Raw genomic sequence first — 20686 nt, 5'->3', positions numbered from 1 at the left:
AAATCCCGTGAAGGCAATCCGCAGATTTACAGTCCGTACCGTCCTCCCCGAGAGCATCGCCCCCCTGGGCAAGCTCGCCGGCAACCTGCGATGGTCGTGGCACCTGCCGACCTCGCGCCTCTTCGAGGACATCGACCCCGCCGCATGGGCAGCCAGCGGCCATGATCCGGTGTCGTTCCTCGGCTCGGTGACGCGTGAACAGCTGCGCCAGCTGGCGGCCGACAAGCAGCTCGTCCAGCGGATCCAGGACCTGGGTGCTGATCTCGACAACTACCTCAGCGAGCCCCGCTGGTACCAGTCACTCGGTGACGATGCACCCCGCTCGATCGCCTACTTCTCCCCCGAGTACGGCATCAGCGCCGTACTGCCGCAGTACTCCGGCGGCCTCGGCATCCTTGCCGGCGACCACCTGAAATCGGCCTCCGACCTCGGAGTGCCGCTCATCGGCGTCGGCCTGCTGTACCAGGCGGGCTACTTCAAGCAGTCACTGTCCCGTGACGCCTGGCAGCAGGAGACCTATCCGGTCCTCGATCCCGACGGCCTGCCGCTGACCCTGCTCCGCGAGGAGGACGGCAGCGCAGCGAAGGTCGTCCTTCCGCTCCCCAACGGCCGGCAGCTGTCCGCCCACATCTGGCGCGCCGACGTCGGCCGCGTACCACTGCTCCTGCTCGACTCGAACGTGGCAGGCAACGACGAAGCCGCACGCAACGTCACCGACCGCCTGTACGGCGGGGGCGGAGACCAGCGCCTGCAGCAGGAGCTGCTGCTCGGCATGGGCGGCGTCAAGGCGCTCCGGATCTTCGAGCGGCTCACCGGAACGCCCGCCCCCGAGGTGTTCCACACCAACGAGGGACACGCCGGTTTCCTGGGCATCGAACGGATCCGTGAACTGATGGATCCCTCCAGCGAATCCCCCATGAGCTGGGAGGAAGCCCTGACGGCGGGAAGGGCTTCCACCGTCTTCACCACGCACACCCCGGTCCCCGCGGGAATCGACCGCTTCGACTGCACCCAGATCGAGCACTTCTTCAATGCCGGCCTCGCCCACTCGGTCCCCACGGACAAGGTTCTCGCACTCGGTGCAGAGAACTACGCCGACGGGGATCCGGCCAAGTTCAACATGGCGGTGATGGGCCTCCGCCTGGCCCAGCGTGCCAACGGCGTGGCGAAGCTGCACGGCGAGGTGTCCCGCGGCATGTTCTCGGGACTCTGGCCGGGATTCGACACACGCGAGGTGCCGATCACCTCGGTGACCAACGGTGTTCATGTTCCCTCCTGGGTCGACCCGCAGATCGTCGACTTCGCGCGGAAGAACTTCGGTGCCGAGTCGATCCTCGACCCGAAATGGTCCCGCGTGTACGACGTCGCCGACCCCGAGATCTGGGCGCTGCGCCGTAGCCTCCGCTCGAACCTCGTGGCCGACGTCCGGCGTCGCCTGCGCGCCTCCTGGAAAACGCGTGGCGCAGCCGACGCCGAGCTCGCGTGGACCGATTCCGTGCTCGACCCGGATGTCCTGACCATCGGTTTCGCCCGCCGCGTGCCCACCTACAAGCGCCTGACGCTCATGCTCCGGGACCCCGCGCGCCTGAAGGCACTGCTGCTCCATGCCGAGCACCCGATCCAGCTGGTGATCGCCGGGAAGTCGCACCCCGCGGACGAGCAGGGCAAGCGGATGATCCAGGACCTGGTCCGTTTCACCGACGACCCGGCCGTGCGCCACCGCATCGTGTTCCTGCCGAACTACGACATCGCGATGGCCCGTACGCTCTTCCCGGGCTGCGACGTGTGGCTCAACAACCCGCTGCGTCCCCTTGAGGCCTGCGGAACCTCGGGCATGAAGTCGGCCATCAACGGCGGCCTCAACCTTTCGGTGCTCGATGGCTGGTGGGACGAGATGTACGACGGCGACAACGGGTGGGCCATCCCCACTGCCGACAACGGCGCGTCGGCGGACGAGCGCGACGACATCGAGGCCGCAGCCCTCTACGACCTGCTCGAAACGCAGGTCGGCCCCAGGTTCTACGGATCGGTCCCCGCCATGGGAGCCGGCGCCGCAGGGCCTTCGGAGCCGTCACCCGACCGCATCCCCCACCAGTGGATCGCCATGATCAAGCACACCATGGCCACCCTCGGGCCCGCTGTTTCGGCCGAGCGCATGCTGCAGGACTACGTGGGGCAGCTGTACCAGCCGGCGTGGCGGGCCGGACGCGACGCCGTCGCCGACTCCTACGCCCTGGCGAAGCGCACTGCCGCCTGGCGTTCAAGGATCCAGGGCGGCTGGTCGGCAGTGCAGGTGGAGCACGTCGATTCGGTGGGCGTAACGGAAGATCCCCAGATCGGTGACTCCCTGACCGTCAACGCCTACGTGGCGCTCGGCAACCTGGACCCCGACGACGTCGCCGTCGAGGTTGCGTTCGGGCGGGCGTCGGACAACGACGAACTCGACAGCGTGGCGCTGGAGGATCTGGGCGTCGCCGAGAACCTTGGAAGCGGCCGCTACCTGTTCACGGGCGGAATCACGATCGATCACTCCGGCTCCTTCGGCTACACCGTACGGGTGCTGCCCAGGCACTCGACCCTGGTGTCGAAGGCGGAACTCGGCCTCGTCGTCAACGCCTGACCGGGCCTCCGGAGCAATCCGGCCGCCCGGCCCACCCGGTCAGCAGCGGTAGATGCTGACCGAGTTGGCTGCAACGGAGTCCGCCTCGCCCGAGAGCAGGCGGGCTCCGTTGCGTTTCATCGCCGGATCGGCGGAGTCGAAGGTGCGCTCGAACCACCGGGGCTGGGCGTCGTCGATCCCCTGGTTCTGGAGGATCCAGGCGGCCGGAAGATGGATCCTCTGGTCCTCGAGGGATCCGTTCATCACCACCAGCCCGTTCACCGTTCCGCCGTGTGACCCCAGCAGGAACTGCACGGTGCGGGTGGCCGGGTTGTCCCACTCCCCCGGGGTCATGGGCAGTCCGGCAGCGCTGAACCACAGGAGCGTGGAGCTGTCGCGGCGGGCCGGAAAGCTTGCCGGGAGCCCGGCGAGGAAGTCGCGCCGGATCGTCAGCAGCGTCCGGGTGGCCTCGAGCATCCGTCTTGCTGCCGCGTCCTGCGGCCAGTGCACCCACGCAAGCTCGTTGTCCTGGCAGTAGGCGTTGTTGTTGCCCCGCTGGGTCCGGCCGAACTCGTCCCCCGCGGTGATCATCGGGACGCCCAGCGAGACCAGCAGTGAGGCCATCAGGTTGCGGGCGGTCTGCTCGCGCGCGGCGATGATGCCCTCGTCCTCCGACCGCCCTTCCGCTCCGTGGTTGTAGCTGCGGTTATCGCTGTGCCCGTCACGGTTGCCTTCGCCGTTGTCCTCGTTGTGTTTGCGGTCGTACATGGTGAGGTCCGCCAGCGTGAAGCCGTCGTGTGCCGTCACGAAGTTGAGGGAGGCCAGGGGACTCCGGCCGGAGCGCGCAAAGGTATCGGTAGAGCCGGCGAGGCGTCCCGCCAATTGCCCGGGCGAGGACCCCCGCCCTCCAGCGCGGAGCGCCGCATGGTCCCGCAACCAGAAGTCCTTGACGGTGTCGCGGAAGCCGTCGTTCCAGTCCGCCCAGCCGTGCGGGAAGTTCCCGGTCTGCCAGCCTCCCATGCCGATATCCCAGGGCTCGGCGATGAGTTTGACGCCGCGCAGTGCCCGTGAGGCCCCCGCCGCCACGAGGAAGGGGTGGCGCGGGGTGAAGGTGTTCGATTCGTCGCGGCACAGGGTGACGGCGAGGTCGAACCGGAAGCCGTCGATCTGGAACTCCTCCGCCCAGTAGCGGAGCGAGTCGAGGGCGAATTCGACCACCTTGGTCTTCGAGAAGTCGAGGGAGTTGCCGCAGCCCGTGGTGTCGACGTACCGGCCGGCGTCGTCGTGCCGGTAGTAGTCCCGGTCCCCCAGTCCCCGCCAGCACAGCGCGGGGCGGCCCTGCGGGCCTTCGGCGGTGTGGTTGTACACGACGTCCAGGATCACTTCGAGGCCCGCCTCGTGGAGCTGCTTCACCATGCCCTTGAACTCCGCGATGACGGCTTCCGGGCCGGCGGCCCGGGCCTGCTTCGTGGCATAGCCGGAGTGGGCTGCGAAGAAGCCCAGCGTGTTGTAGCCCCAGTAGTTGGTCAGGCCGAGCGGTTCGAGGTGGGGCTCGTCGATGTGGAAGTGGACCGGCAGCAGTTCCACCGCCGTGATGCCGAGTTCCTTCAGGTACCCGACCATGGCGGGATGGGCGAGGCCCGCATAGGTTCCCCGCAGGTTCTCGGGCACCCCTGGGTGCAGCTGCGTCAGTCCCTTGACATGGGCCTCGTACACCACGGTGTCCCGCCAGGGCGTGCGCGGACGCTCGGAGGTACCCCAGTCGAAGGAGTGCTCCACGAACACCGAGAAATACGCCGGGCTCGATGCGGCGTCGTCGACTTCGATCGCGCGCCCATAGGGATCGAGCAGGAGCTGCGACGTCCCCGGAGCCCCGGGAAGGGCCTCACCGGTGGGCCAGAACGCGTAGGAGGCACCCTGCGCAATGGGTCCGATCACCCCGTGGTGCACCCCGCCGTCGAGGCCCGGAAGGGTCTCGGACGTCCAGCCGCCGGTGGGGCTCTGGTAGTGGACGTCGATCGACGGTATGGAGGGCGCCCACACTGCGGCGTTCGCGTGGGCGTCATCAGCCCATCGACCCCTCAACCGGTGAAGGCCGAGGGGGAACTCACTCGAGGAATGGGCTGCCTGTCCCTGCGCGCTGATGGGTTGCACCGTTCCGGTGCTCAGGAAGAGCGCTGGCGGGACACCTCGTACAGCGTGATTCCCACCGCCATCGACGCATTGAGGGACTCCATGGCGGAGTCGATCGGAATGGAGACGATCTGGTCGCAGTTCTCCCGCACCAGGCGGGAGAGCCCCTTGCCCTCCGACCCCACGACGATGCAGATCGGGTCGCTGGACAGGGTCAGGTCCGGAAGTGAGACGTCGCCGTCGCCGTCGAGACCGAGAACGAAGATACCCTTCTGCTTGAAGGTCTTCAGGGCGGAGTTCAGGTTGCCGACGCGTGCTACCGGTACGCGGACGGCTGCCCCGGCGCTCGTTTTCCAGGCGGACGCCGTCACGCCCACCGACCGGCGCTCGGGAACGATGACGCCGTGCGCGCTGAACGCGGAGGCGGAGCGGATGATCGCACCGAGGTTCCTCGGGTCGGTGATGCCGTCGAGGGCGATGAAGAGCGGCGCGTTGGAGATGTGGCCACGCTTGAACTTGTCCAGGGTGTCGTCGGCGAGGTCGAGGGCGTCGGCGTACTCGTAGGGTGGAATCTGGAGCATGAGGCCCTGGTGCACGGCACCATCGGTCATCCGGTCGAGTTCCGGCTTCCCCGTTTCCATCACCGGGATGCCCCGCTCGGTCGCCATTTTGAGCGACTCCCGTACGCGGTCGTCCATCTCGATGCGGATCGCCACGTGGAGGGTCTTGGCGGGAATGCCTGCGCGCAGGGCCTCGACCACCGAGTTGCGGCCGGTGACGATCTCCTCGGCCGCCTTGCCCTTGGTCCGCCCGGTGCCGGCGCTCTTCCCACCGCGCTTCGCCGCTGACCGGTCGGCCAGCTCCTTGTTCTTGTACGCCTGGTGATAGGGGCGGTCCTCCGCCTTCGGCGTCGGGCCCTTACCTTCGAGCGACTTGCGTCCATGGCCGCCGGTGCCGATGGTGGGCCCCTTTTTCAACTTGCGCACTGCGCCTGGACGTCCGTGACTGGCCATGGAAAAACACCTTTAAATAGAAGAAGAATCTTCCCCAGTTTACGCGGAAGCGCGACGGCGCCGGATACGCGCCGCTCCGCACCCGGTCAGGGCGCTTCCAACCGCCACGTCGCTCCGGCAGCCGAGTCCTCCACGGTGACCCCGGCTGCGGCCAGGGCATCCCGGATGGCGTCGGCCCGGGACCAGTCCCTTGCGGCACGCGCCTCATCCCGCTGCGTGAGCTGGGAACGGACCAGGGAGTCGAGCGCGATGCCGGCGGCCGACTTCCCGGAGCCGGTAGCCTGCTGTGCGTCATCGAGCCCGAGAACCCTCGTCATGGCAAGGACAGCGGCCAGGGCAGCGCCGGCGTCGGCGTCGTTCCCGTCCGCCAGCGCGGTATTGCCCGCGCGGACGGTTCCGTGGAGCACGGCGAGCGCCTGCGGGACGTTGAGGTCGTCATCCATGGCCCTGCCGAACTCCTCGGGCAGGTGGGCCGCCGGGTCGGTTGCTCCCTCGGCCTCCCCCACCCTCGCGGATGCCTTCGCAAGAAAGCCGTCGATGCGCCCCACGGCTGCCGCGGCCTCCTCGAGGGAGGTGGGGCTGTAATCGAGCACCGAGCGGTAGTGGGCCTGTCCGAGGTAGTAGCGCACCACGCGTGGGCCCGCGACGGCGAGCATCTCCGCGGGGCTCACTGTGTTGCCGACGGATTTCGACATCTTCTCGCCCTGGTAGGTCACCATGCCGTTGTGCATCCAGAACCGGGCGAAAGGATGGCCCGCGGCCTGCGATTGGGCCATCTCGTTCTCGTGGTGCGGGAAGCGCAGGTCCAGCCCGCCGCCGTGGATGTCGAATTCGGGTCCGAGGTACTTAATCACCATCGCCGAGCATTCGAGGTGCCAGCCCGGCCGGCCGGTTCCCCATGGGCTGGGCCAGGATGCCGAGGGCGGGTCAGTGTCCTTCGAGCCCTTCCACAGCGCGAAGTCCCGCGGATCCCGCTTGCCGCGTGGACCGGCGTCGGGCGCGCCCTGCATGTCGTCGATGTTCTGGCGCGTGAGGGATCCGTAGGCAGGCCAGGACCGGACGTCGAAGTAGACGTCGCCGGAATCATCGAGGGCCGGGTAGGCGTGCCCGCGCTCGATCAGCTGCCCGATCAGGGCGTGCATCTCCGGGATGTGCCCTGTGGCGCGTGGCTCGTAGGTGGGCCGGCGCACCCCGAGGGCATCGTAGGCCTTGGTGAACTCGAGCTCGTACCGGTAGGCGAGGGCCCACCACGGCTCATCGGGCACCGTCGCCGGGTCCGCGTCGGCAGCGCCTGCCCCGAACGAGGCGAGGGATTTGGCCAGGATCTTGTCGTCGATGTCGGTCACGTTCCGGACGACCGTCACGCGGTGCCCCCTCGCTTCGAGCCAGCGCGTGAGCTGGTCGAAGGCGATCGCCGAACGGATGTGCCCGACGTGCGGCATGCCCTGCACCGTGGCGCCGCAGTAATAGAGGCTGGCCTTGCCCGGGATCAGGGGTGCGAAGTCGCGCACCTCGGCTTGGGCGGTGTCATAGAATCGCAGGCTCACCGCTCCAGATTACCCGGCGGCGGTCGCCACGGGTCTCCGGTTAGCTGCCCGGGCGCGGCCTGGACCGGACGACGACGGCGGTCGCCACCGCCGCGACGCCCTCCCCGCGGCCGGTGAGGCCGAGGCCGTCGGTCGTGGTCGCGGAGATGCTGACGGGAGCCTGCGCGGCGTCGGACAGGGTCGCCTCGGCCTCGGCGCGGCGGGGCGCGAATTTGGGACGGTTTCCGATGATCTGGACTGCGATGTTCCCGATGTCGAACCCCGCCTCGCGCACGATCGCGGCCGCCCGCTTCAGGAGGAGGGCGCCCGAGGCGCCGGCGTACTCTGGACGGTCGGTGCCGAAGTGCGTTCCGAGATCTCCCACTCCCGCCGCGGAGAACAGTGCGTCCGCTGCGGCGTGTGCAGCGGCGTCGCCGTCGGAGTGCCCGGAGAGTCCCCGCTCCCCGTCCCACAGCAGGCCGGCGAGCCACAGCGGCGCCGGGTCGCCGTCAGGTGCGTAGGCGTGGACGTCGACGCCGATGCCGGTGCGGGGAAGGTGCTCATGGTCGCTCAGGTACATGGTTCGGCCTTTCCGGGAGGAGGGAGGGAGTCTTTCCCGCGACCAGAGTCTCGGCGAGTGCCAGATCGAGAGGCGTGGTGACCTTGAAGGCCAGTGGATCGCCGTCCACCACCACCACGGGAACGCCCTGGAGCTCAACGAGCATGGCGTCATCGGTAATGGCCGGATCTGCCGCATCCGCCCGGTCATGGGCGCTGCGTAGGACTCCCGCGTCAAAGCCCTGGGGCGTCTGGACGATCCGGAGTTCGGCGCGGTCCGGTGTCCCCGCCACCTGCCCGTTGCGCACGATCTTCACGGTGTCGACCACGGGAAGCACGGGAATGACGGCGGTGGCGCCCTCGGACAGGCGGGATTCGACCCGCTGGAACACGTAGTCCGGGGTGAGCGCCCGCGCGGCGTCGTGCACCAGCACCCGGCTCACCGCGTCGCTGAGTCCGGTGAGCCCGGCTCGGACCGATGCCGCCCGGCTCGGCCCGCCGGGCACCGTCGTCACGCGGACCGCCCCGGACGCAGCCTGCGCCACCGCCGCGAGGGCGATGTCGTCTCCGGGGATGACCACCACGATCTCGTGCGCCACACCCGAGGCGAGGACGTTCGCCAGGGCGTGTTCAAGAAGGGTCACTCCCCCGCAGAGCACGCGGGCCTTCGGGATGCCGAAACCCAGCCGCTGCCCCGAGCCGGCAGCCACGAGGATGACTCCGTTCCGGGTTCCGCTTCCAGGCATTCCTGAAGAAGCAGTGTCGGCGGGGGTTTTCTCGGGCTGATGACGTGGCACGGCTTCACCCTACGGCAGGTTAAACGAAAAAGAGGGACCCCTTTCGGGGCCCCTCGAGAACGTTCAGGAAGCCAGAACTTCGTCGAGAACTACTGCAGCCTTCTCTTCGTCGGTCTTCTCGGCCAGTGCAAGTTCGGAAATCAGGATCTGCCGCGCTTTCGCGAGCATCCGCTTCTCCCCGGCGGACAAGCCGCGGTCGTGGTCGCGGCGCCAGAGGTCACGTACGACCTCGGCCACCTTGATGACGTCACCTGACGCAAGCTTCTCCAGGTTGGCCTTGTAACGGCGCGACCAGTTGGTGGGCTCTTCAGTGAATTCGGCCCGGAGGACATCGAACACATGCTCGAGGCCTTCCTTGCCCACTACGTCCCGAACCCCAACGAGGTCAACGTTTTCTGCTGGTACTTCTATTGTCAGGTCACCCTGTGCCACCTTGAGCTTGAGATACATCTTCTCTTCGCCCTTGATGACGCGCATCTTGATCTCTTCGATTTTCGCTGCGCCGTGGTGAGGATAAACAACTGTTTCGCCGACCTCAAAAACCATGTGGACTTTCCCCTTTCCCGCAGATCAGTTTATCACGGCAGCGACACGCCGAACCCGCGTTTTCGCAGGTCAGCAAGGGCAAACCAGCCGATTTAGCTACGATTCTCCTCTTGACGAAAGCGGTATCACCTGATTCAGGGGTTTCCGGGCGAACGAATCGACCCACGCGATCGTGGGCTTTGCCGATAGTCTGTTCCCAGAGGTCCTCACCGGATTCGTCAACCTGTCCCGACAGAAGAACCCCAGGAGTTTGTGCTGTGAAGAGTGCACCGAAGAACCGAGTGCAGCAGGCTGCTGCTGCCGGCGCCGTACTGGCCGTACTGGGGGTCACAGGCTGCACCGCCAACAATCTCCAGGCCACCACCATCCAGTACGCAGCGTCGGACGGCATCGTGAAGGACGTCGGCCCCATCGAGTTGCGCAACATCCTCGTCATCTCGTCGGAGGACGGCGAGCCCGGCAGGCTCCTCGGCACGGCTATCAACACCAGCGACTCTCCTGTGCAGCTCACCATCGAGGCGGAGAACGAAACCGCGGAGATCACCATCGAGGCCGACGAGAAGTGGGTCTTCGAGGACGAGGTGGACGACGACGGCACCCTCGCGGGCATTGCCGAAATCCCCGGCTCCCTGCTGGACCTGACCTTCACCGTCGAGTCCGAGACGGCGGAGTTCAACGTTCCGGTCCTTGACGGAACCCTCGAGGAATACCGCGAATACGTTCCCGGCGGGTTCACCCCTGAACCTCCGGAACCTGCGGTCACCGAGGAAGAAGAAGAGTCAGAGGGGACCTGATCCCTCAGGTCTCGTACTTGTAACCGAGCCCGCGCACCGTCACCAGGTAGCGCGGGTTCGACGGATCCGGTTCAATTTTCGTCCGTAGCCGTTTGACGTGCACGTCGAGCGTCTTGGTGTCCCCCACATAGTCCGAACCCCACACGCGGTCGATCAGTTGGCCCCGTGTCAGGACCCGCCCCGAGTTCCGCAGAAGCATCTCCAGCAGTTCGAACTCCTTGAGCGGCAGGGCGATCTGCACGCCGCCGACGCTGACCACATGGCGCTCGATGTCCATCCGCACCGGCCCGGCCTCGACGGTGTTCGGGACGAGTTCCTCGGGTTCCCCCTGCCGCCGCAGCACTGCGCGGACGCGGGCTACGAGCTCCCGCGAGGAGTAGGGCTTCGTCACGTAGTCGTCGGCGCCCAGTTCGAGGCCCACCACCTTGTCGATCTCGGAGTCCTTGGCGGTCAGCATGATGACGGGGACGCTGGAGCGCTGCCTCAGCTGCCTGCAGACCTCGGTTCCGGACAGCCCCGGAAGCTGCAGGTCGAGCAGGACGAGGTCCGCTCCTGCGCGGTCGAACTCGGCGACGGCGTCGATCCCATTGTCCACCACAGCAACCTCGAAACCCTCCTTGCCGAGCAGGTAGGACAGCGGGTCGCTGAAGGATTCCTCGTCTTCGACAATCAGAATGCGGGTCAAGCGCGGACTCCCTGTTCCTGGGCGCTGCTTCCGCCCTTTTTGGTTGGTTTGGGTACTGTCGCCGCCGGGCGGACCGGTGGCGGAGCGGTGTCGTCGTCGCCGGCTTCCATCTCGGGCAGCCGCACGGTGAAGGTGCTGCCCTGTCCCGCCTGCGACCACACCGTCACCTCGCCGCCGTGGTTGGAGACGACGTGCTTGACGATGCTGAGGCCGAGGCCGGTCCCGCCCGTCTGCCGGGAGCGGGCGGCGTCGATGCGGTAGAACCGCTCGAAAATCCGCTCCTGCTCCTCGGGAGTGATCCCCGTGCCCTGGTCGGTGACGGAGACCTGCACCAGGCCGTCGCGGGAACGCAGCCCCACTCCTACCCTGGTGCCCTCCGGCGAATAGCGGATGGCGTTGTCGATGAGGTTGCGGAACGCCGTCATCAACAGGTCCGGGTCCCCGAACACCGGCAGCGCCACCGACCCGCCGACCACGATGTCGATCCGCTTGCTCTCCGCGGGCAGTTTGTTGCGGTCCACGGCCTCCGCGATCACCGTATTGATGTTGACGGGCTTGCCCCGGCGCACCACGTCGGCCCCCTGCAGGCGGGACAGCTCGATGATGTCCTGAACGAGGGCCGAGAGCCGCGCGGACTCCTTGTGCATGCGCTGGGCGAACCGCCGCACCGCCACCTCGTCCTCCGCAGCTTCGTGGATGGTTTCAGCGAGCAGCGAGATGGCACCCACTGGTGTCTTCAGCTCGTGGGACACATTGGCGACGAAATCGTTCCGGATCTCCTCGGTACGCGTGATCTCGGTGCGGTCGTCGGCGAGGATCAGGATGTATTCGGTTCCGAGGGCCGCCACCCGCACCTGGATCACGATGCTGCCCTGGCCGAGGGGGCCGCGCGGCAGTTCCAGCTGCTCCTGCTCGATCACGCCGTCGCGCCTCACGCGCGAGGTCAGGGCGAGGAGTTCCGCGTGGACCACGGTATGCCCGCGCACCAGGCCGAACGCGTAGGCCGCCGGGCTGGCACGGACCACGCCATCGATTGCGTCCACGATCACGTAGGCCCGGCCGATGATCGAGAGAACCTCAGCGGCGCCGTCGGGCAGCACCGGCTCGTCCTCATAGAGGAGCTGGCTCCGCTGGGTTTCACTCGTGCGGTACGCCAGCATGCCGAAGACACCGAGCGCTAGGCCGACGAGCCCGGCGGTCAGGCTAAGGAATACGAAATCCACGTTCCCAGCTTATGCGCTGGCGTTCCCGCCCGGACCTGATCCGGTGGCAATAGGCAAGGGGTTCAACTAACGTTCACTAGAAGCTGTGCAATAGTTCATGCTCGCCTGAGATTGTCGTGGACGGAACTGTGCACGCAGTTGAACTATCACTTCAACGGAAAGGACGCCCACGTGCGTAAGGTTTTCCAGGCCGAACTCCACCAGATCGGCGAGGAACTGATCGAGATCTCGAAGCTCGTATCGGAGGCGATCCAGAGGGCCGACAGTGCTTTCAGGGGTGCCGACACCGAGCTGGCGCAGGAAGTGATCGCTGCGGACGCCCGCATCGATTTCCTGCAGAACGCCCTCGATGAACGCGCGATCGACGTCCTGGCCCTGCAGGGCCCGGTGGCGAGTGACCTGCGGATGATCGTCGGGGCGCTGCGGATGAGCGCTTCCCTCGAGCGCATGGGGGACCTCGCACGACACATCGCCCAGCTGGCCAGACTGCGTTTCCCCGCCAACGTGGTCCCGGAGCGCATCCGCCCCATCTTCGACGAACTCGCCGACCTCGACTTCCAGATCGCGACGAAGGTCACCGAACTCCTCGAGACCCGCAACCTCGAACTGAACAGCGAGATCAACGCCGCGAACGCCCGCGTCAATGAGCTGCACGCGAGCGTCTTCCGGGCCATCGCCTCGGAGGACTGGAACGAGTCCGCCCCCACCGCGGTCGATATCACCCTCGCGAGCCGGTACTTCGAACGTTTCGCCGACCATGGCGTGTCGGTATCCCGCAAGGTCACCTACCTCGTGACCGGCGAGTGGCACCCGAGTGCTCCGCTGACCTAGCGGCTTCTTCACCTACGACGACGACGGCGGCCTTCCGGGGCCGCCGTCGTCGTATGTGATTTGCCGTTCTCTGCTGGTGGCCGTCTACTGCTAGTGCTTGCCCTGGTTCGCGACTGCTTTGATCGATGCTGCGGCGGCCTCGACGTCGAGGTAGGTGCCGCCGGCCTTGACCGGCACCAGGTTCTCATCCAGTTCGTACACCAGTGGGATGCCGGTGGGGATGTTCAGTGCGGCGATATCGGCGTCGCTGATGCCGTCGAGGTGCTTCACGAGGGCGCGCAGCGAGTTGCCGTGTGCCGCGATCATCACCGTCCTGCCGGCCCTGAGGTCCTCGGTGATGTCCGATTCCCAGTACGGCAGGAAACGCTCGAGGACGTCCTTGAGGCACTCGGTGCGGGGCAGGGCCTCGCCGAGGTCGGCGTAGCGGGAATCATTCGCCTGGGAGTATTCGCTCGAGTCATCGAGGGGCGGCGGCGGGGTGTCGTAGGACCTGCGCCATTCCATGAACTGTTCCTCGCCGAACTCGGCCAGCGTCTGCGCCTTGTCCTTGCCCTGCAGCGCTCCGTAGTGGCGCTCATTCAGGCGCCAACTGCGCTTGACGTCGATCCAGGTGCGGTCCGCAGCCTCGAGGGCCAGGTTGGCCGTGATGGTGGCCCGCTTCTGGCGCGAGGTGTAGACGACGTCGGGGAGGATCCCGGCCTCCACCAGCAGGTGCCCGCCGCGGGTGGCTTCCTCCCTTCCCTTGGCCGTCAGGGCCACGTCCACCCAGCCGGTGAAAAGGTTCTTTTCGTTCCACTCACTTTGCCCGTGGCGCAGCAGAATCAATTTGTAGGAAGTCATGGTTCCCAGTCTGCCGCATCGATGCTTCCCAGGCATCTGTGAACGCACTGTTACCAGTAACCTTGGACGGTGCCGCAGGTCAGACGCAGTCCCCAGTCGGTGGGCAGTATTACGCGTGGAACCACCAACCCCAACCGGCTGCGGCGTGTGGACCGCTGGCTCGCCGGTCCGCAGGCCGTGCGTCTCCGGGCCGCACACGATCCCCTCGTGGTGGACCTGGGCTACGGAGCGGCGCCTGTCACCGCCGTCGAGCTCTTCGAACGGCTGTCCCGCGTGCGGGAGGACATCGAGCTCATCGGCATCGAGATCGACCCCCTGCGGGTGCAGGCCGCCCTTCCGCTCTCACGGGACCGTTTGAGCTTCCGGCAGGGTGGATTCGAGCTGCCGCTGGCCGGCCGGCGGCCCGTCTTCGTGCGGGCCTTCAATGTGCTGCGGCAATACGGTGAGGACGAGTACGAAGCTCATTGGGAACAGGTGCAGGGTGCGCTCGCGCCGGAGGGACTCTTCATCGACGGTACGTGCGACGAGATCGGGCGGCGGGCGACGTGGGTCGCGCTGGATCCGTCCGGGCCGGTGTCCTTCAGCATCTCGATGCGCTTCGGCGCCTTCGCGCTGCCGTCCGACGTGGCGGAACGCCTTCCCAAGGCCCTGATCCACCGTAATATTCCGGGCGAGAGGGTGCATGGATTCCTGGCGGCGATGGACAAGGCCTGGCTCGACGCCGCGCCCCTGTCCCCGTTCGGGAACCGGCAGCGTTGGAATGCGATGTGCGCCGCCCTGAAGGACGCCGGGTGGCCGCTGCTCGATTCGCCGTCGCGCTGGAGGCTCGGCGAGATCACGGTGGGCTGGAACGCGGTGCGGCCCGGCGATTCCGCCTAGCTCGTTCTCGCGGGGGCTTTCTACAGGGAGCTTCTTACAGGGCGCCCCACCGCCTCGCCTTTATCGGCGCGCTGTTACCACGGCCCGTACGGGCCGTAGTTGCCCCCGCGGCCGGCCGTCTCGCTGACGGCGGGCTTGACGTCCGCGAGGTACACGCTTGCCGCGACGACGGCGACCAGCTGGAACAGGTTGAAGCCGCCGCCCCCACCCAGGCCGCCGAGCGCCGATAGAAGACCCACCAGGAGCGCGCCGCCGGTCAGTGCCAGCCAGAAGCCCTTCGTGCGCTTGGAGGCGGCTTCGAACGACGCCGATTTGCGGCGGGCACAGTCGGTGAAGGCCCAGACCTCGATCGCCAGGGCGACGAAGCCCAGCGCGAGGTAGAGGTAACTCTGGATGGAATAGACGATCAGCACGGAATCAGCTTAGCTGTCCGGCTGACGTGAGGGCACCATCGAGGTCCCGCCAGAGGTCCTCGACGTTCTCGATGCCCACCGACAGCCGCACCAGGTCCGCGGGAACGGTGACCGGCTCAGCCGGCTGGCGGCGTCGTCGTTCGATGAGCGACTCGACCCCACCCAGGGAGGTTGCCGGGAGCCAGAGGCGCACCGCGTCGACCAGGGCGTCGGCGGCGGCAAGGCCGCCGGTCAGCTCGATGCTGACGATGCCCCCGAAGCCGTTCAGCTGTTCCCTGGCACGCTGGTGCCCGGGATCCTGCGGAAGCCCTGGGTAACGGACGCGGGCGACGGCGGGGTGCCCTGCGAGCCGCTCGGCGAGGATCGCGGCGTTGGACTGGCTGCGTTCCATGCGAAGGGCGAGGGTCCGCAGGCCGCGAAGCGCGAGCCACACCTCGAACGGACCGGCGATGGCGCCGCGGAGGGTCCGGTGGGCCAGCAGCGTGGCGCGGAGGGCGGCATCGGAGGTGACGAGCGCACCGAGGACGACGTCGGAGTGTCCCGCGAGCCACTTGGTGACCGAATGCAGCACCACGTCCACGCCGTCCTCGAGCGGTCGGCTGATGATCGGCGTATTGAAGGTGTTGTCGGCGACGATGAGTGCGCCGGCGGCGTGGGCGGCCCTGGTAAGAACTGCCATTTCGGCGACTTCGAGCATCGGGTTCGTCGGACTTTCGAGCCACAGCATCAGCTGCTCGCCCTTGAGGTCCTCGATCTCGGCGAGGACGGCTGCGGTGTCGGCGATGTCCACGGTCCGCAGGGCGAAGCGTCCGAGCTGCGCTTCCGCCTGCGCAAGGCTCAGGGAACCGGCATAGGCATGCTTCGGCATGATGACGACGCCGCCCGTCGGGACCAGGGACAGGGCTGCGGCGGCTGCCCCGAGGCCGGAACTGAAGACCAGCGCGGGGTGATCGGCTCCTTCGAGCCGGCCGAGCGCCTCCTCGAAGGGGTCCCAGGCGGGGTTCGACATGCGCCCGTACACGCGGTCGCCCGGTTCCGGGACGCGGGTGCCGAGGAAGGTGGAGGAGAGGACGATCGGCGGGTTCACTGGTGCATCGTGTTCCCGGAGGGGGCGGCCCGCGGCAACCACGAGGGTGTCCGGGGCCAGGGGCATGTCCTCAGCGGAATGGCTCATTGGATCAGGGTAGTTGGCGGGGCTCGTGTCCGGGAATTACGACGCTCACCGAAGGAAGCGGGCTTCGCGCATCCGTCAGGCGGGTACTGTCCGCAGCACTCGGTAGGCTTGAAGGGTGACTTCCGAGAAACCCTCCGGCCTGCCCGGGCTCTTCGTCGCCTTCGAGGGCGGCGACGGCGCCGGAAAATCCACCCAGGCCTCCCTCCTGTGCGAAGCACTGGGGGCCGCGGGCATTCCGGTACTGCGTACCCGCGAGCCGGGTGGGACACCGGTGGGCGAAAAGCTCCGCAGCCTCGTCCTCGAACACGGCCAGGGTGAGATCGACGCGCGCACCGAGGCCCTCCTCTTCGCGGCCTCACGGGCCGCCCACGTGGCGCAGGTGATCCTGCCCGCACTGGCGCGCGGCGACGTCGTCGTCTGTGACCGCTATGTTGATTCCTCGGTCGCCTACCAGGGTGCGGGGCGCGAGCTCGGGGCACAGGCCGTCCTCGACGTGAACCGATGGGCCGTGGATGGGCTGCACCCCGACCTGACGGTCCTGCTCGACGTGGAGCCGGCTGAGGGACGCAGCCGACGCACGGCGCAGGACACCCCCGAGGACCGCCTGGAATCCGAACCTGATCCCTTCCACGAGCGCATCCGGGCGCAGTTCCTCGAGCTCGCAGGAAAAAGCCCGGACCGTTATCTGGTGCTGCCCGCCGGCGGCGTCAGGGACCAACTCGGCCGGAAGATCCTCGACGCCGTCCTGGAGCGGCTCGCGTGAGCGTCTGGTCGGACCTCCGGGGTCAGGAGTCCGTCGTCGAGCAGCTCAAGCGTGCGTCGCAGTCCGGCACCCCCACCCACGCGTGGCTCTTCACCGGCCCACCCGGCTCAGGGCGCTCCAATGCGGCGAGGGCCTTCGCGGCCGCCCTGCTCTGCGATCGCGAAGCGCTCGAGGAACGCGGTTGCGGGACCTGCAAGGCCTGCCGGACGGTCCTGGCAGGATCGCACGCCGACCTCACCAACGTCACCACCGAAAAGGTGACGATCACCATCGACGAAGCCCGCGAGCTGGTCCGCAAGGCGCAGGACAAACCCTCCACCGGGCGCTGGCGGGTGATCGTGGTCGAGGACGCCGACCGCATGCAGGAGCGCAGCACCAACGTGCTCCTCAAGGCCATCGAGGAGCCCCCGCCCCGCACGATATGGCTGCTGTGCGCGCCGAGTCCGGGAGACGTGCTGGTCACCATCCGCTCCCGCTGCCGCTCGGTGAGCCTGCGGCTCCCACCGGTCCGCGATGTCGCCGAGCTGCTGGTGGCCCGCGACGGCATCGACCCGGCGACGGCGGAAGCTGCGGCGCGTGCCGCGCAGAGCCACATCGGCGTGGCCCGGAGACTGGCCACCGACGACGGCGCCCGCGAGCGCCGCAACCAGATCGTCCGGCTCCCGCTCACGCTGCACTCGGTATCCGGGGCCATGAAGGCGGCCGCCGACCTCGTGAAGCTGGCCGAAGCGGAAGCGCAGAGCTCCTTCGAGCAACGGGATGCGCAGGAGCGCGCGGCGCTGCTGACGGCCCTCGGCGCTCCCGAGACGGGCACGCTCCCGCCGTCGATGCGGGCCCAGGTCAAGCGCCTGGAGGAGGACCAGACGCGGCGGGCGAAGCGGTCGAAGAACGACTACTTCGACCGGGCGCTGACGGACCTCATCTCGTTCTACCGGGACGTCCTCATGCTCCAGCTGTCCAGCCCGCGGGAGCTCGTCAACGAGCCGCTCCGTCCCGACCTCGAGGCGTTCGCCGGCAACGGCAGCGCCGAGGACACGCTCCTCCATATCGAGGCCATCAACGAGGTGCGGACGCGGCTCGTGACCACCAACGTGTCTCCGCTCCTCGCCATCGAAGCCATGGCTGTGAGCCTTCTGTCCCGAAAGGACCTAGCGCGATGAAATCCGCACCGGACGGCAGTCCCGCCCCGCCCCGCCGTCGCCGGTGGGGTGCGCTCGCTGCCGGTTCCGTGCTTGCGCTCGCCCTGTCGGGATGCTCGCTGTTCCCCGGCCAGGACGGCGACCCGCCCGAGACGGGAGCCGCCAGCGCCGACCCCACTGTGGTGGGCGAGGTACCTGGAGAGCTGGACCCGTTCTACGGCCAGCAGGTGGTGTGGGAGCCATGCGAGGAGGAGTTCGCGTGCGCCACTGTGGAGGTCCCCCTGGATTACGACGACCCGGGGCGGGACACCATCGAGATCGCCGCGATCCGGTCCGACGCCGACGGCGAGGCCCAGGGCACCATCCTCGTGAACCCGGGCGGGCCCGGCGGATCGGGCTACAACATCGTGAAGAACGCGGTGGAGTTCGTCACGAGTGACACGCTGCGGGAAACCTACGACGTCGTCGGCTTCGATCCCCGCGGCGTCAACCGCTCCAGCGCAGTGGAGTGCCGCACCGACGCCGAGAAGGATGTGGCGCGCGAGCAGTTCATCCCCGCCGGCGCTTCCGACGAGGAAGCACTGGCCCTCCTGACCGAGGAAGCCCGGATCTTCGCCGACCTGTGCGCAGAACGCACCGGGGAACTACTGGGCTACGTCGATACCGAGAGCGCCGCCCGGGACATGGACATCCTGCGGGCCGTTGTGAATGACCCTCGGCTGAACTTCCTCGGGTTCTCCTACGGAACCCAGCTGGGCGCAACCTACGCCGGGCTCTTTCCTGACAGGGTGGGGCGCATGGTGCTCGACGGCGCCATCGACCCGTCGCTCTCCAGCCAGGAGGTCACGCTGGGGCAGGCTGCGGCTTTCGAAGAGGCACTCCGCGCGTACATCGCCGACTGCCAGTCGGGCGACGAATGTCCGTTGCCGGGAACCGTCGACGAGGGCGTCGCCGCGGTGCAGGCCCTCGTCGCCTCGATCGAGGAGGAGCCGCAACGTGCTGAGGACGGGCGCCTGGTCACCGTGGGCACCTTCGTGCAGGGCTTCATCCTTCCGCTCTACGACGACGCCAACTGGCCCACCCTGACCACCGCCGTCGACAGCGCGCTGAACGGCGACGTCAGCGACATGCTGTACCTGGCGGACCTCTCCGCGGAGCGCAGCCCGGACGGAACCTACGCCACCAATGCAACCGAGGCTTTTCTGGCCGTGAACTGCCTCGATTACCCGATGACATCGGATCCGGCGCAGATGGCTGAGGACAGGGAGGAGCTCGTCGCAGCGTCCCCCACCTTCGGGGCGCTCCTCGCCTACGGAGGAGTGACGTGCGCGCCCTGGGCCTACGGCCCCGTGCTCGAACCCGCACCCGTCAGTGCTGCCGGAGCCGGGCCGATGCTCGTGATCGGCACAACCGGGGATCCGGCAACCCCCTATGAGTGGTCGCTTGCCCTTGCCGACCAGTTGGAATCGGCAGTGCATGTCACGTGGGAAGGCGAGGGCCACACGGCCTACGGGCGCTCGAATGACTGCATCGGCGACGTCGTCGATTCCTACTTCGCGAACGGAACGGTGCCGGAGGACGGTGTGCGCTGCTGAGTGCCGCTTTGACCAGCGGGCTTACGCTCTTATACAGTTATTGCTTGTGGATTGACCTCCCGGAAACTTCCGAATCATGAAGCATGCCTCCTTAGCTCAGTCGGTAGAGCGTCTCACTCGTAATGAGAAGGTCGCCAGTTCGACTCTGGCAGGAGGCTCACGCGAAACCCCCGGACCACATGCGGCCGGGGGTTTTCCTGTGCGTAGGGTTGCCGGTCCCGGATCCCCCCACACCCCCCGCTGATTAAGCGGTTATGGCGGCTTCGGGGCGCGAATGGCCGCCATACGTGCTTAATCAGGGGGGTCGAGGGTGGGACGATGCCCCGGTCAGACCAGCGCCGGCCCGGATTCCGCCGACCCCGTCAGCTCCCCGAGGAAGGCGTGGCACTTGGCGGCCCGCTCGGAGTCCTGCGCCATGACCTGCTCGAAGAAGTCAGCGATGTCGTCGCGGCCGGCGTTACGGGCATCACGTACGTACTGCCCGTAGTCGTGGCCCGCTTTCAGCGAGTGGTACTGCAGCGAGATGAGGTCGAACGAGACGTCGTCGAACCCGGTTTCTCCCGTAGCCATGTGGCACCTCCATGGTCGAAATGAACAGGTGGTGTCAGGCTATGGCGCGTCCGAAAGCCGACGCAATGAAAAGAAGAAGCAGCGGCAGGCACTCGCCAGACCGCCCTGATTGTTGTTAGGCGCTGCTACCTTCCATCGGAGTCGACGACGGCGCTCCCACCGGCAGCGGGACCGGCGGCGACGGCGCCGCCACCCAACAGCGCCTTGAGCCGCTCGGCTGCCGGTCGATACCTCTCCGACCGCCCCGCCGGTCGGTTCACGGGGGTGCGATGACCTGCGGGATGCACCTGATCCTTCGGTGCCTGCGGATCCCCAATGCCTGGACTGCCTCGCAGAGGGGACGTTCCCCGTGCACCTGCGGATGTGCTTGGACTGCGGGAATATCGGCTGCTGTGACTCCTCCACCAGCCTCCATGCTGCCCGTCACTTCCGCGAGTCCGGCCACCCCGTCATACGCAGCGCGGAACCCGAGGAAGCCTGGAAGTGATGTTACGTCGACCAGGTCCTGGGATGAACCTTTCGACGATCAGTGTCCGCGGCTTCCACTGCAGGAAAACCATCTGTCCGCCCCCTGACTTCGAATAACAGAGGTATGCATTCGCCGAAAG

General features: G+C 67.5%; 21 protein-coding genes and 1 tRNA gene. 9 read left to right on the top strand and 13 right to left on the bottom strand.

The genetic code is table 11. The annotated features are described in order from the left end of the window. Positions 1 to 7: 7 nt before the first annotated feature. Positions 8 to 2620, top strand: a complete 2613-nt coding sequence (gene glgP / locus IWX75_RS12060) for an alpha-glucan family phosphorylase (protein WP_196822470.1) — start codon at positions 8 to 10, stop codon at positions 2618 to 2620. A gap of 39 nt (positions 2621 to 2659) precedes the next feature. Here the strand turns inward: glgP and glgX are convergent, their stop codons facing one another. From glgX to IWX75_RS12030, 6 genes are all read right to left on the bottom strand, one after another. After that, positions 2660 to 4753, bottom strand: coding sequence for a glycogen debranching protein GlgX (gene glgX / locus IWX75_RS12055; RefSeq protein WP_334684299.1), 2094 nt, complete (start codon positions 4751 to 4753; stop codon positions 2660 to 2662). Positions 4754 to 4764: 11 nt separating this feature from the next. After that, a complete protein-coding gene (rlmB, locus tag IWX75_RS12050; RefSeq protein ID WP_196822469.1) occupies positions 4765 to 5745 on the bottom strand; it encodes a 23S rRNA (guanosine(2251)-2'-O)-methyltransferase RlmB in 981 nt (326 codons plus the stop codon). Between the two features lie 86 nt (positions 5746 to 5831). Next, positions 5832 to 7292 (bottom strand): cysteine--tRNA ligase, encoded by a 1461-nt coding sequence (gene cysS / locus IWX75_RS12045; protein ID WP_196822468.1) that lies wholly within the window; start codon positions 7290 to 7292, stop codon positions 5832 to 5834. A gap of 40 nt (positions 7293 to 7332) precedes the next feature. Further along, complete coding sequence (gene ispF, locus IWX75_RS12040) at positions 7333 to 7851, bottom strand: 2-C-methyl-D-erythritol 2,4-cyclodiphosphate synthase (protein ID WP_196822467.1); 519 nt, start codon at positions 7849 to 7851, stop codon at positions 7333 to 7335. Next, positions 7832 to 8626 (bottom strand): 2-C-methyl-D-erythritol 4-phosphate cytidylyltransferase, encoded by a 795-nt coding sequence (ispD, locus tag IWX75_RS12035; protein WP_334684298.1) that lies wholly within the window; start codon positions 8624 to 8626, stop codon positions 7832 to 7834. The genes ispF and ispD overlap by 20 nt, the downstream gene beginning before the upstream one ends. 63 nt (positions 8627 to 8689) lie before the next feature. Next, entirely contained in the window at positions 8690 to 9172 is a 483-nt protein-coding gene (locus IWX75_RS12030; protein WP_026532725.1) for a CarD family transcriptional regulator, read from the bottom strand. 257 nt (positions 9173 to 9429) lie between these two features. On the opposite strand from IWX75_RS12030, the gene IWX75_RS12025 reads away from it, so the two are divergent. Further along, a complete protein-coding gene (locus IWX75_RS12025; RefSeq protein WP_196822466.1) occupies positions 9430 to 9966 on the top strand; it encodes a hypothetical protein in 537 nt (178 codons plus the stop codon). A 4-nt stretch (positions 9967 to 9970) separates the two neighbouring features. On the opposite strand, the gene IWX75_RS12020 is transcribed toward IWX75_RS12025, so the two are convergent. Both IWX75_RS12020 and IWX75_RS12015 read right to left on the bottom strand, forming a co-directional pair. Beyond that, positions 9971 to 10651 (bottom strand): response regulator, encoded by a 681-nt coding sequence (locus IWX75_RS12020; protein ID WP_196822465.1) that lies wholly within the window; start codon positions 10649 to 10651, stop codon positions 9971 to 9973. Beyond that, complete coding sequence (locus IWX75_RS12015) at positions 10648 to 11874, bottom strand: sensor histidine kinase (protein ID WP_196822464.1); 1227 nt, start codon at positions 11872 to 11874, stop codon at positions 10648 to 10650. Before IWX75_RS12015 ends, IWX75_RS12020 begins: the two co-directional genes overlap by 4 nt. 171 nt (positions 11875 to 12045) lie before the next feature. On the opposite strand from IWX75_RS12015, the gene phoU reads away from it, so the two are divergent. Beyond that, on the top strand, positions 12046 to 12705 hold the full coding sequence (gene phoU, locus IWX75_RS12010) for a phosphate signaling complex protein PhoU (RefSeq protein WP_196822463.1): 660 nt from the start codon (positions 12046 to 12048) through the stop codon (positions 12703 to 12705). Positions 12706 to 12795: 90 nt separating this feature from the next. Here phoU and IWX75_RS12005 read toward each other — a convergent pair whose 3' ends face one another. Next, positions 12796 to 13545 carry a phosphoglyceromutase gene (locus IWX75_RS12005; RefSeq protein WP_196822462.1) on the bottom strand — a complete coding sequence of 250 codons (750 nt, stop codon included), beginning with the start codon at positions 13543 to 13545 and terminating at the stop codon, positions 12796 to 12798. A gap of 69 nt (positions 13546 to 13614) precedes the next feature. Here IWX75_RS12005 and IWX75_RS12000 point away from each other — a divergent pair, with 69 nt between their 5' ends. Further along, positions 13615 to 14424, top strand: a complete 810-nt coding sequence (locus tag IWX75_RS12000; protein ID WP_334684297.1) for a class I SAM-dependent methyltransferase — start codon at positions 13615 to 13617, stop codon at positions 14422 to 14424. A 74-nt stretch (positions 14425 to 14498) separates the two neighbouring features. Here the strand turns inward: IWX75_RS12000 and IWX75_RS11995 are convergent, their stop codons facing one another. Together IWX75_RS11995 and IWX75_RS11990 are read right to left on the bottom strand one after the other, a co-directional pair. Continuing rightward, complete coding sequence (locus tag IWX75_RS11995) at positions 14499 to 14837, bottom strand: DUF2516 family protein (RefSeq protein ID WP_196822461.1); 339 nt, start codon at positions 14835 to 14837, stop codon at positions 14499 to 14501. Between the two features lie 4 nt (positions 14838 to 14841). Next, positions 14842 to 16011: a trans-sulfuration enzyme family protein gene (locus tag IWX75_RS11990; protein ID WP_196822460.1), complete on the bottom strand. Its 1170-nt coding sequence runs from the start codon at positions 16009 to 16011 to the stop codon at positions 14842 to 14844. A 115-nt stretch (positions 16012 to 16126) separates the two neighbouring features. Here IWX75_RS11990 and tmk point away from each other — a divergent pair, with 115 nt between their 5' ends. The 4 genes from tmk to IWX75_RS11970 all read left to right on the top strand — a co-directional run bounded on the left by tmk (position 16127) and on the right by IWX75_RS11970 (position 19666). Then, positions 16127 to 16774, top strand: coding sequence for a dTMP kinase (tmk, locus tag IWX75_RS11985; protein ID WP_334684296.1), 648 nt, complete (start codon positions 16127 to 16129; stop codon positions 16772 to 16774). Further along, positions 16771 to 17934 (top strand): DNA polymerase III subunit delta', encoded by a 1164-nt coding sequence (locus IWX75_RS11980; RefSeq protein ID WP_196822459.1) that lies wholly within the window; start codon positions 16771 to 16773, stop codon positions 17932 to 17934. The genes tmk and IWX75_RS11980 overlap by 4 nt, the downstream gene beginning before the upstream one ends. Beyond that, positions 17931 to 19508 carry an alpha/beta hydrolase gene (locus tag IWX75_RS11975; RefSeq protein ID WP_196822458.1) on the top strand — a complete coding sequence of 526 codons (1578 nt, stop codon included), beginning with the start codon at positions 17931 to 17933 and terminating at the stop codon, positions 19506 to 19508. The genes IWX75_RS11980 and IWX75_RS11975 overlap by 4 nt, the downstream gene beginning before the upstream one ends. Before the next feature lie 85 nt (positions 19509 to 19593). Further along, a tRNA-Thr gene (locus tag IWX75_RS11970) sits at positions 19594 to 19666 on the top strand. A gap of 169 nt (positions 19667 to 19835) precedes the next feature. Here IWX75_RS11970 and IWX75_RS11965 read toward each other — a convergent pair. After that, on the bottom strand, positions 19836 to 20078 hold the full coding sequence (locus IWX75_RS11965; RefSeq protein WP_196822457.1) for an acyl carrier protein: 243 nt from the start codon (positions 20076 to 20078) through the stop codon (positions 19836 to 19838). Between the two features lie 125 nt (positions 20079 to 20203). Further along, a complete protein-coding gene (locus IWX75_RS11960; protein WP_196822456.1) occupies positions 20204 to 20365 on the bottom strand; it encodes a hypothetical protein in 162 nt (53 codons plus the stop codon). A gap of 11 nt (positions 20366 to 20376) precedes the next feature. On the opposite strand from IWX75_RS11960, the gene IWX75_RS11955 reads away from it, so the two are divergent. Further along, positions 20377 to 20565 carry a UBP-type zinc finger domain-containing protein gene (locus IWX75_RS11955; protein ID WP_334684295.1) on the top strand — a complete coding sequence of 63 codons (189 nt, stop codon included), beginning with the start codon at positions 20377 to 20379 and terminating at the stop codon, positions 20563 to 20565. The last annotated feature ends 121 nt before the right edge of the window (positions 20566 to 20686 follow it).

The sequence above is a fragment of the Arthrobacter sp. CAN_A6 genome, from assembly GCF_015751715.1.
Classification (GTDB): Bacteria; Actinomycetota; Actinomycetes; order Actinomycetales; family Micrococcaceae; genus Arthrobacter_D.
This window is presented reverse-complemented; position numbering and strand designations above follow the sequence as displayed.

What these genes read in the sequence shown, in the direction of transcription:
- rlmB (WP_196822469.1), bottom strand. Translation starts at nt 5,745, where the DNA reads ATGGCCAGTCACGGACGTCCAGGCGCAGTGCGCAAGTTGAAAAAGGGG.
- IWX75_RS11965 (WP_196822457.1), bottom strand. Translation starts at nt 20,078, where the DNA reads ATGGCTACGGGAGAAACCGGGTTCGACGACGTCTCGTTCGACCTCATC.
- IWX75_RS12030 (WP_026532725.1), bottom strand. Translation starts at nt 9,172, where the DNA reads ATGGTTTTTGAGGTCGGCGAAACAGTTGTTTATCCTCACCACGGCGCA.
- ispF (WP_196822467.1), bottom strand. Translation starts at nt 7,851, where the DNA reads ATGTACCTGAGCGACCATGAGCACCTTCCCCGCACCGGCATCGGCGTC.
- IWX75_RS12005 (WP_196822462.1), bottom strand. Translation starts at nt 13,545, where the DNA reads ATGACTTCCTACAAATTGATTCTGCTGCGCCACGGGCAAAGTGAGTGG.
- IWX75_RS11975 (WP_196822458.1), top strand. Translation starts at nt 17,931, where the DNA reads ATGAAATCCGCACCGGACGGCAGTCCCGCCCCGCCCCGCCGTCGCCGG.
- IWX75_RS11990 (WP_196822460.1), bottom strand. Translation starts at nt 16,011, where the DNA reads ATGAGCCATTCCGCTGAGGACATGCCCCTGGCCCCGGACACCCTCGTG.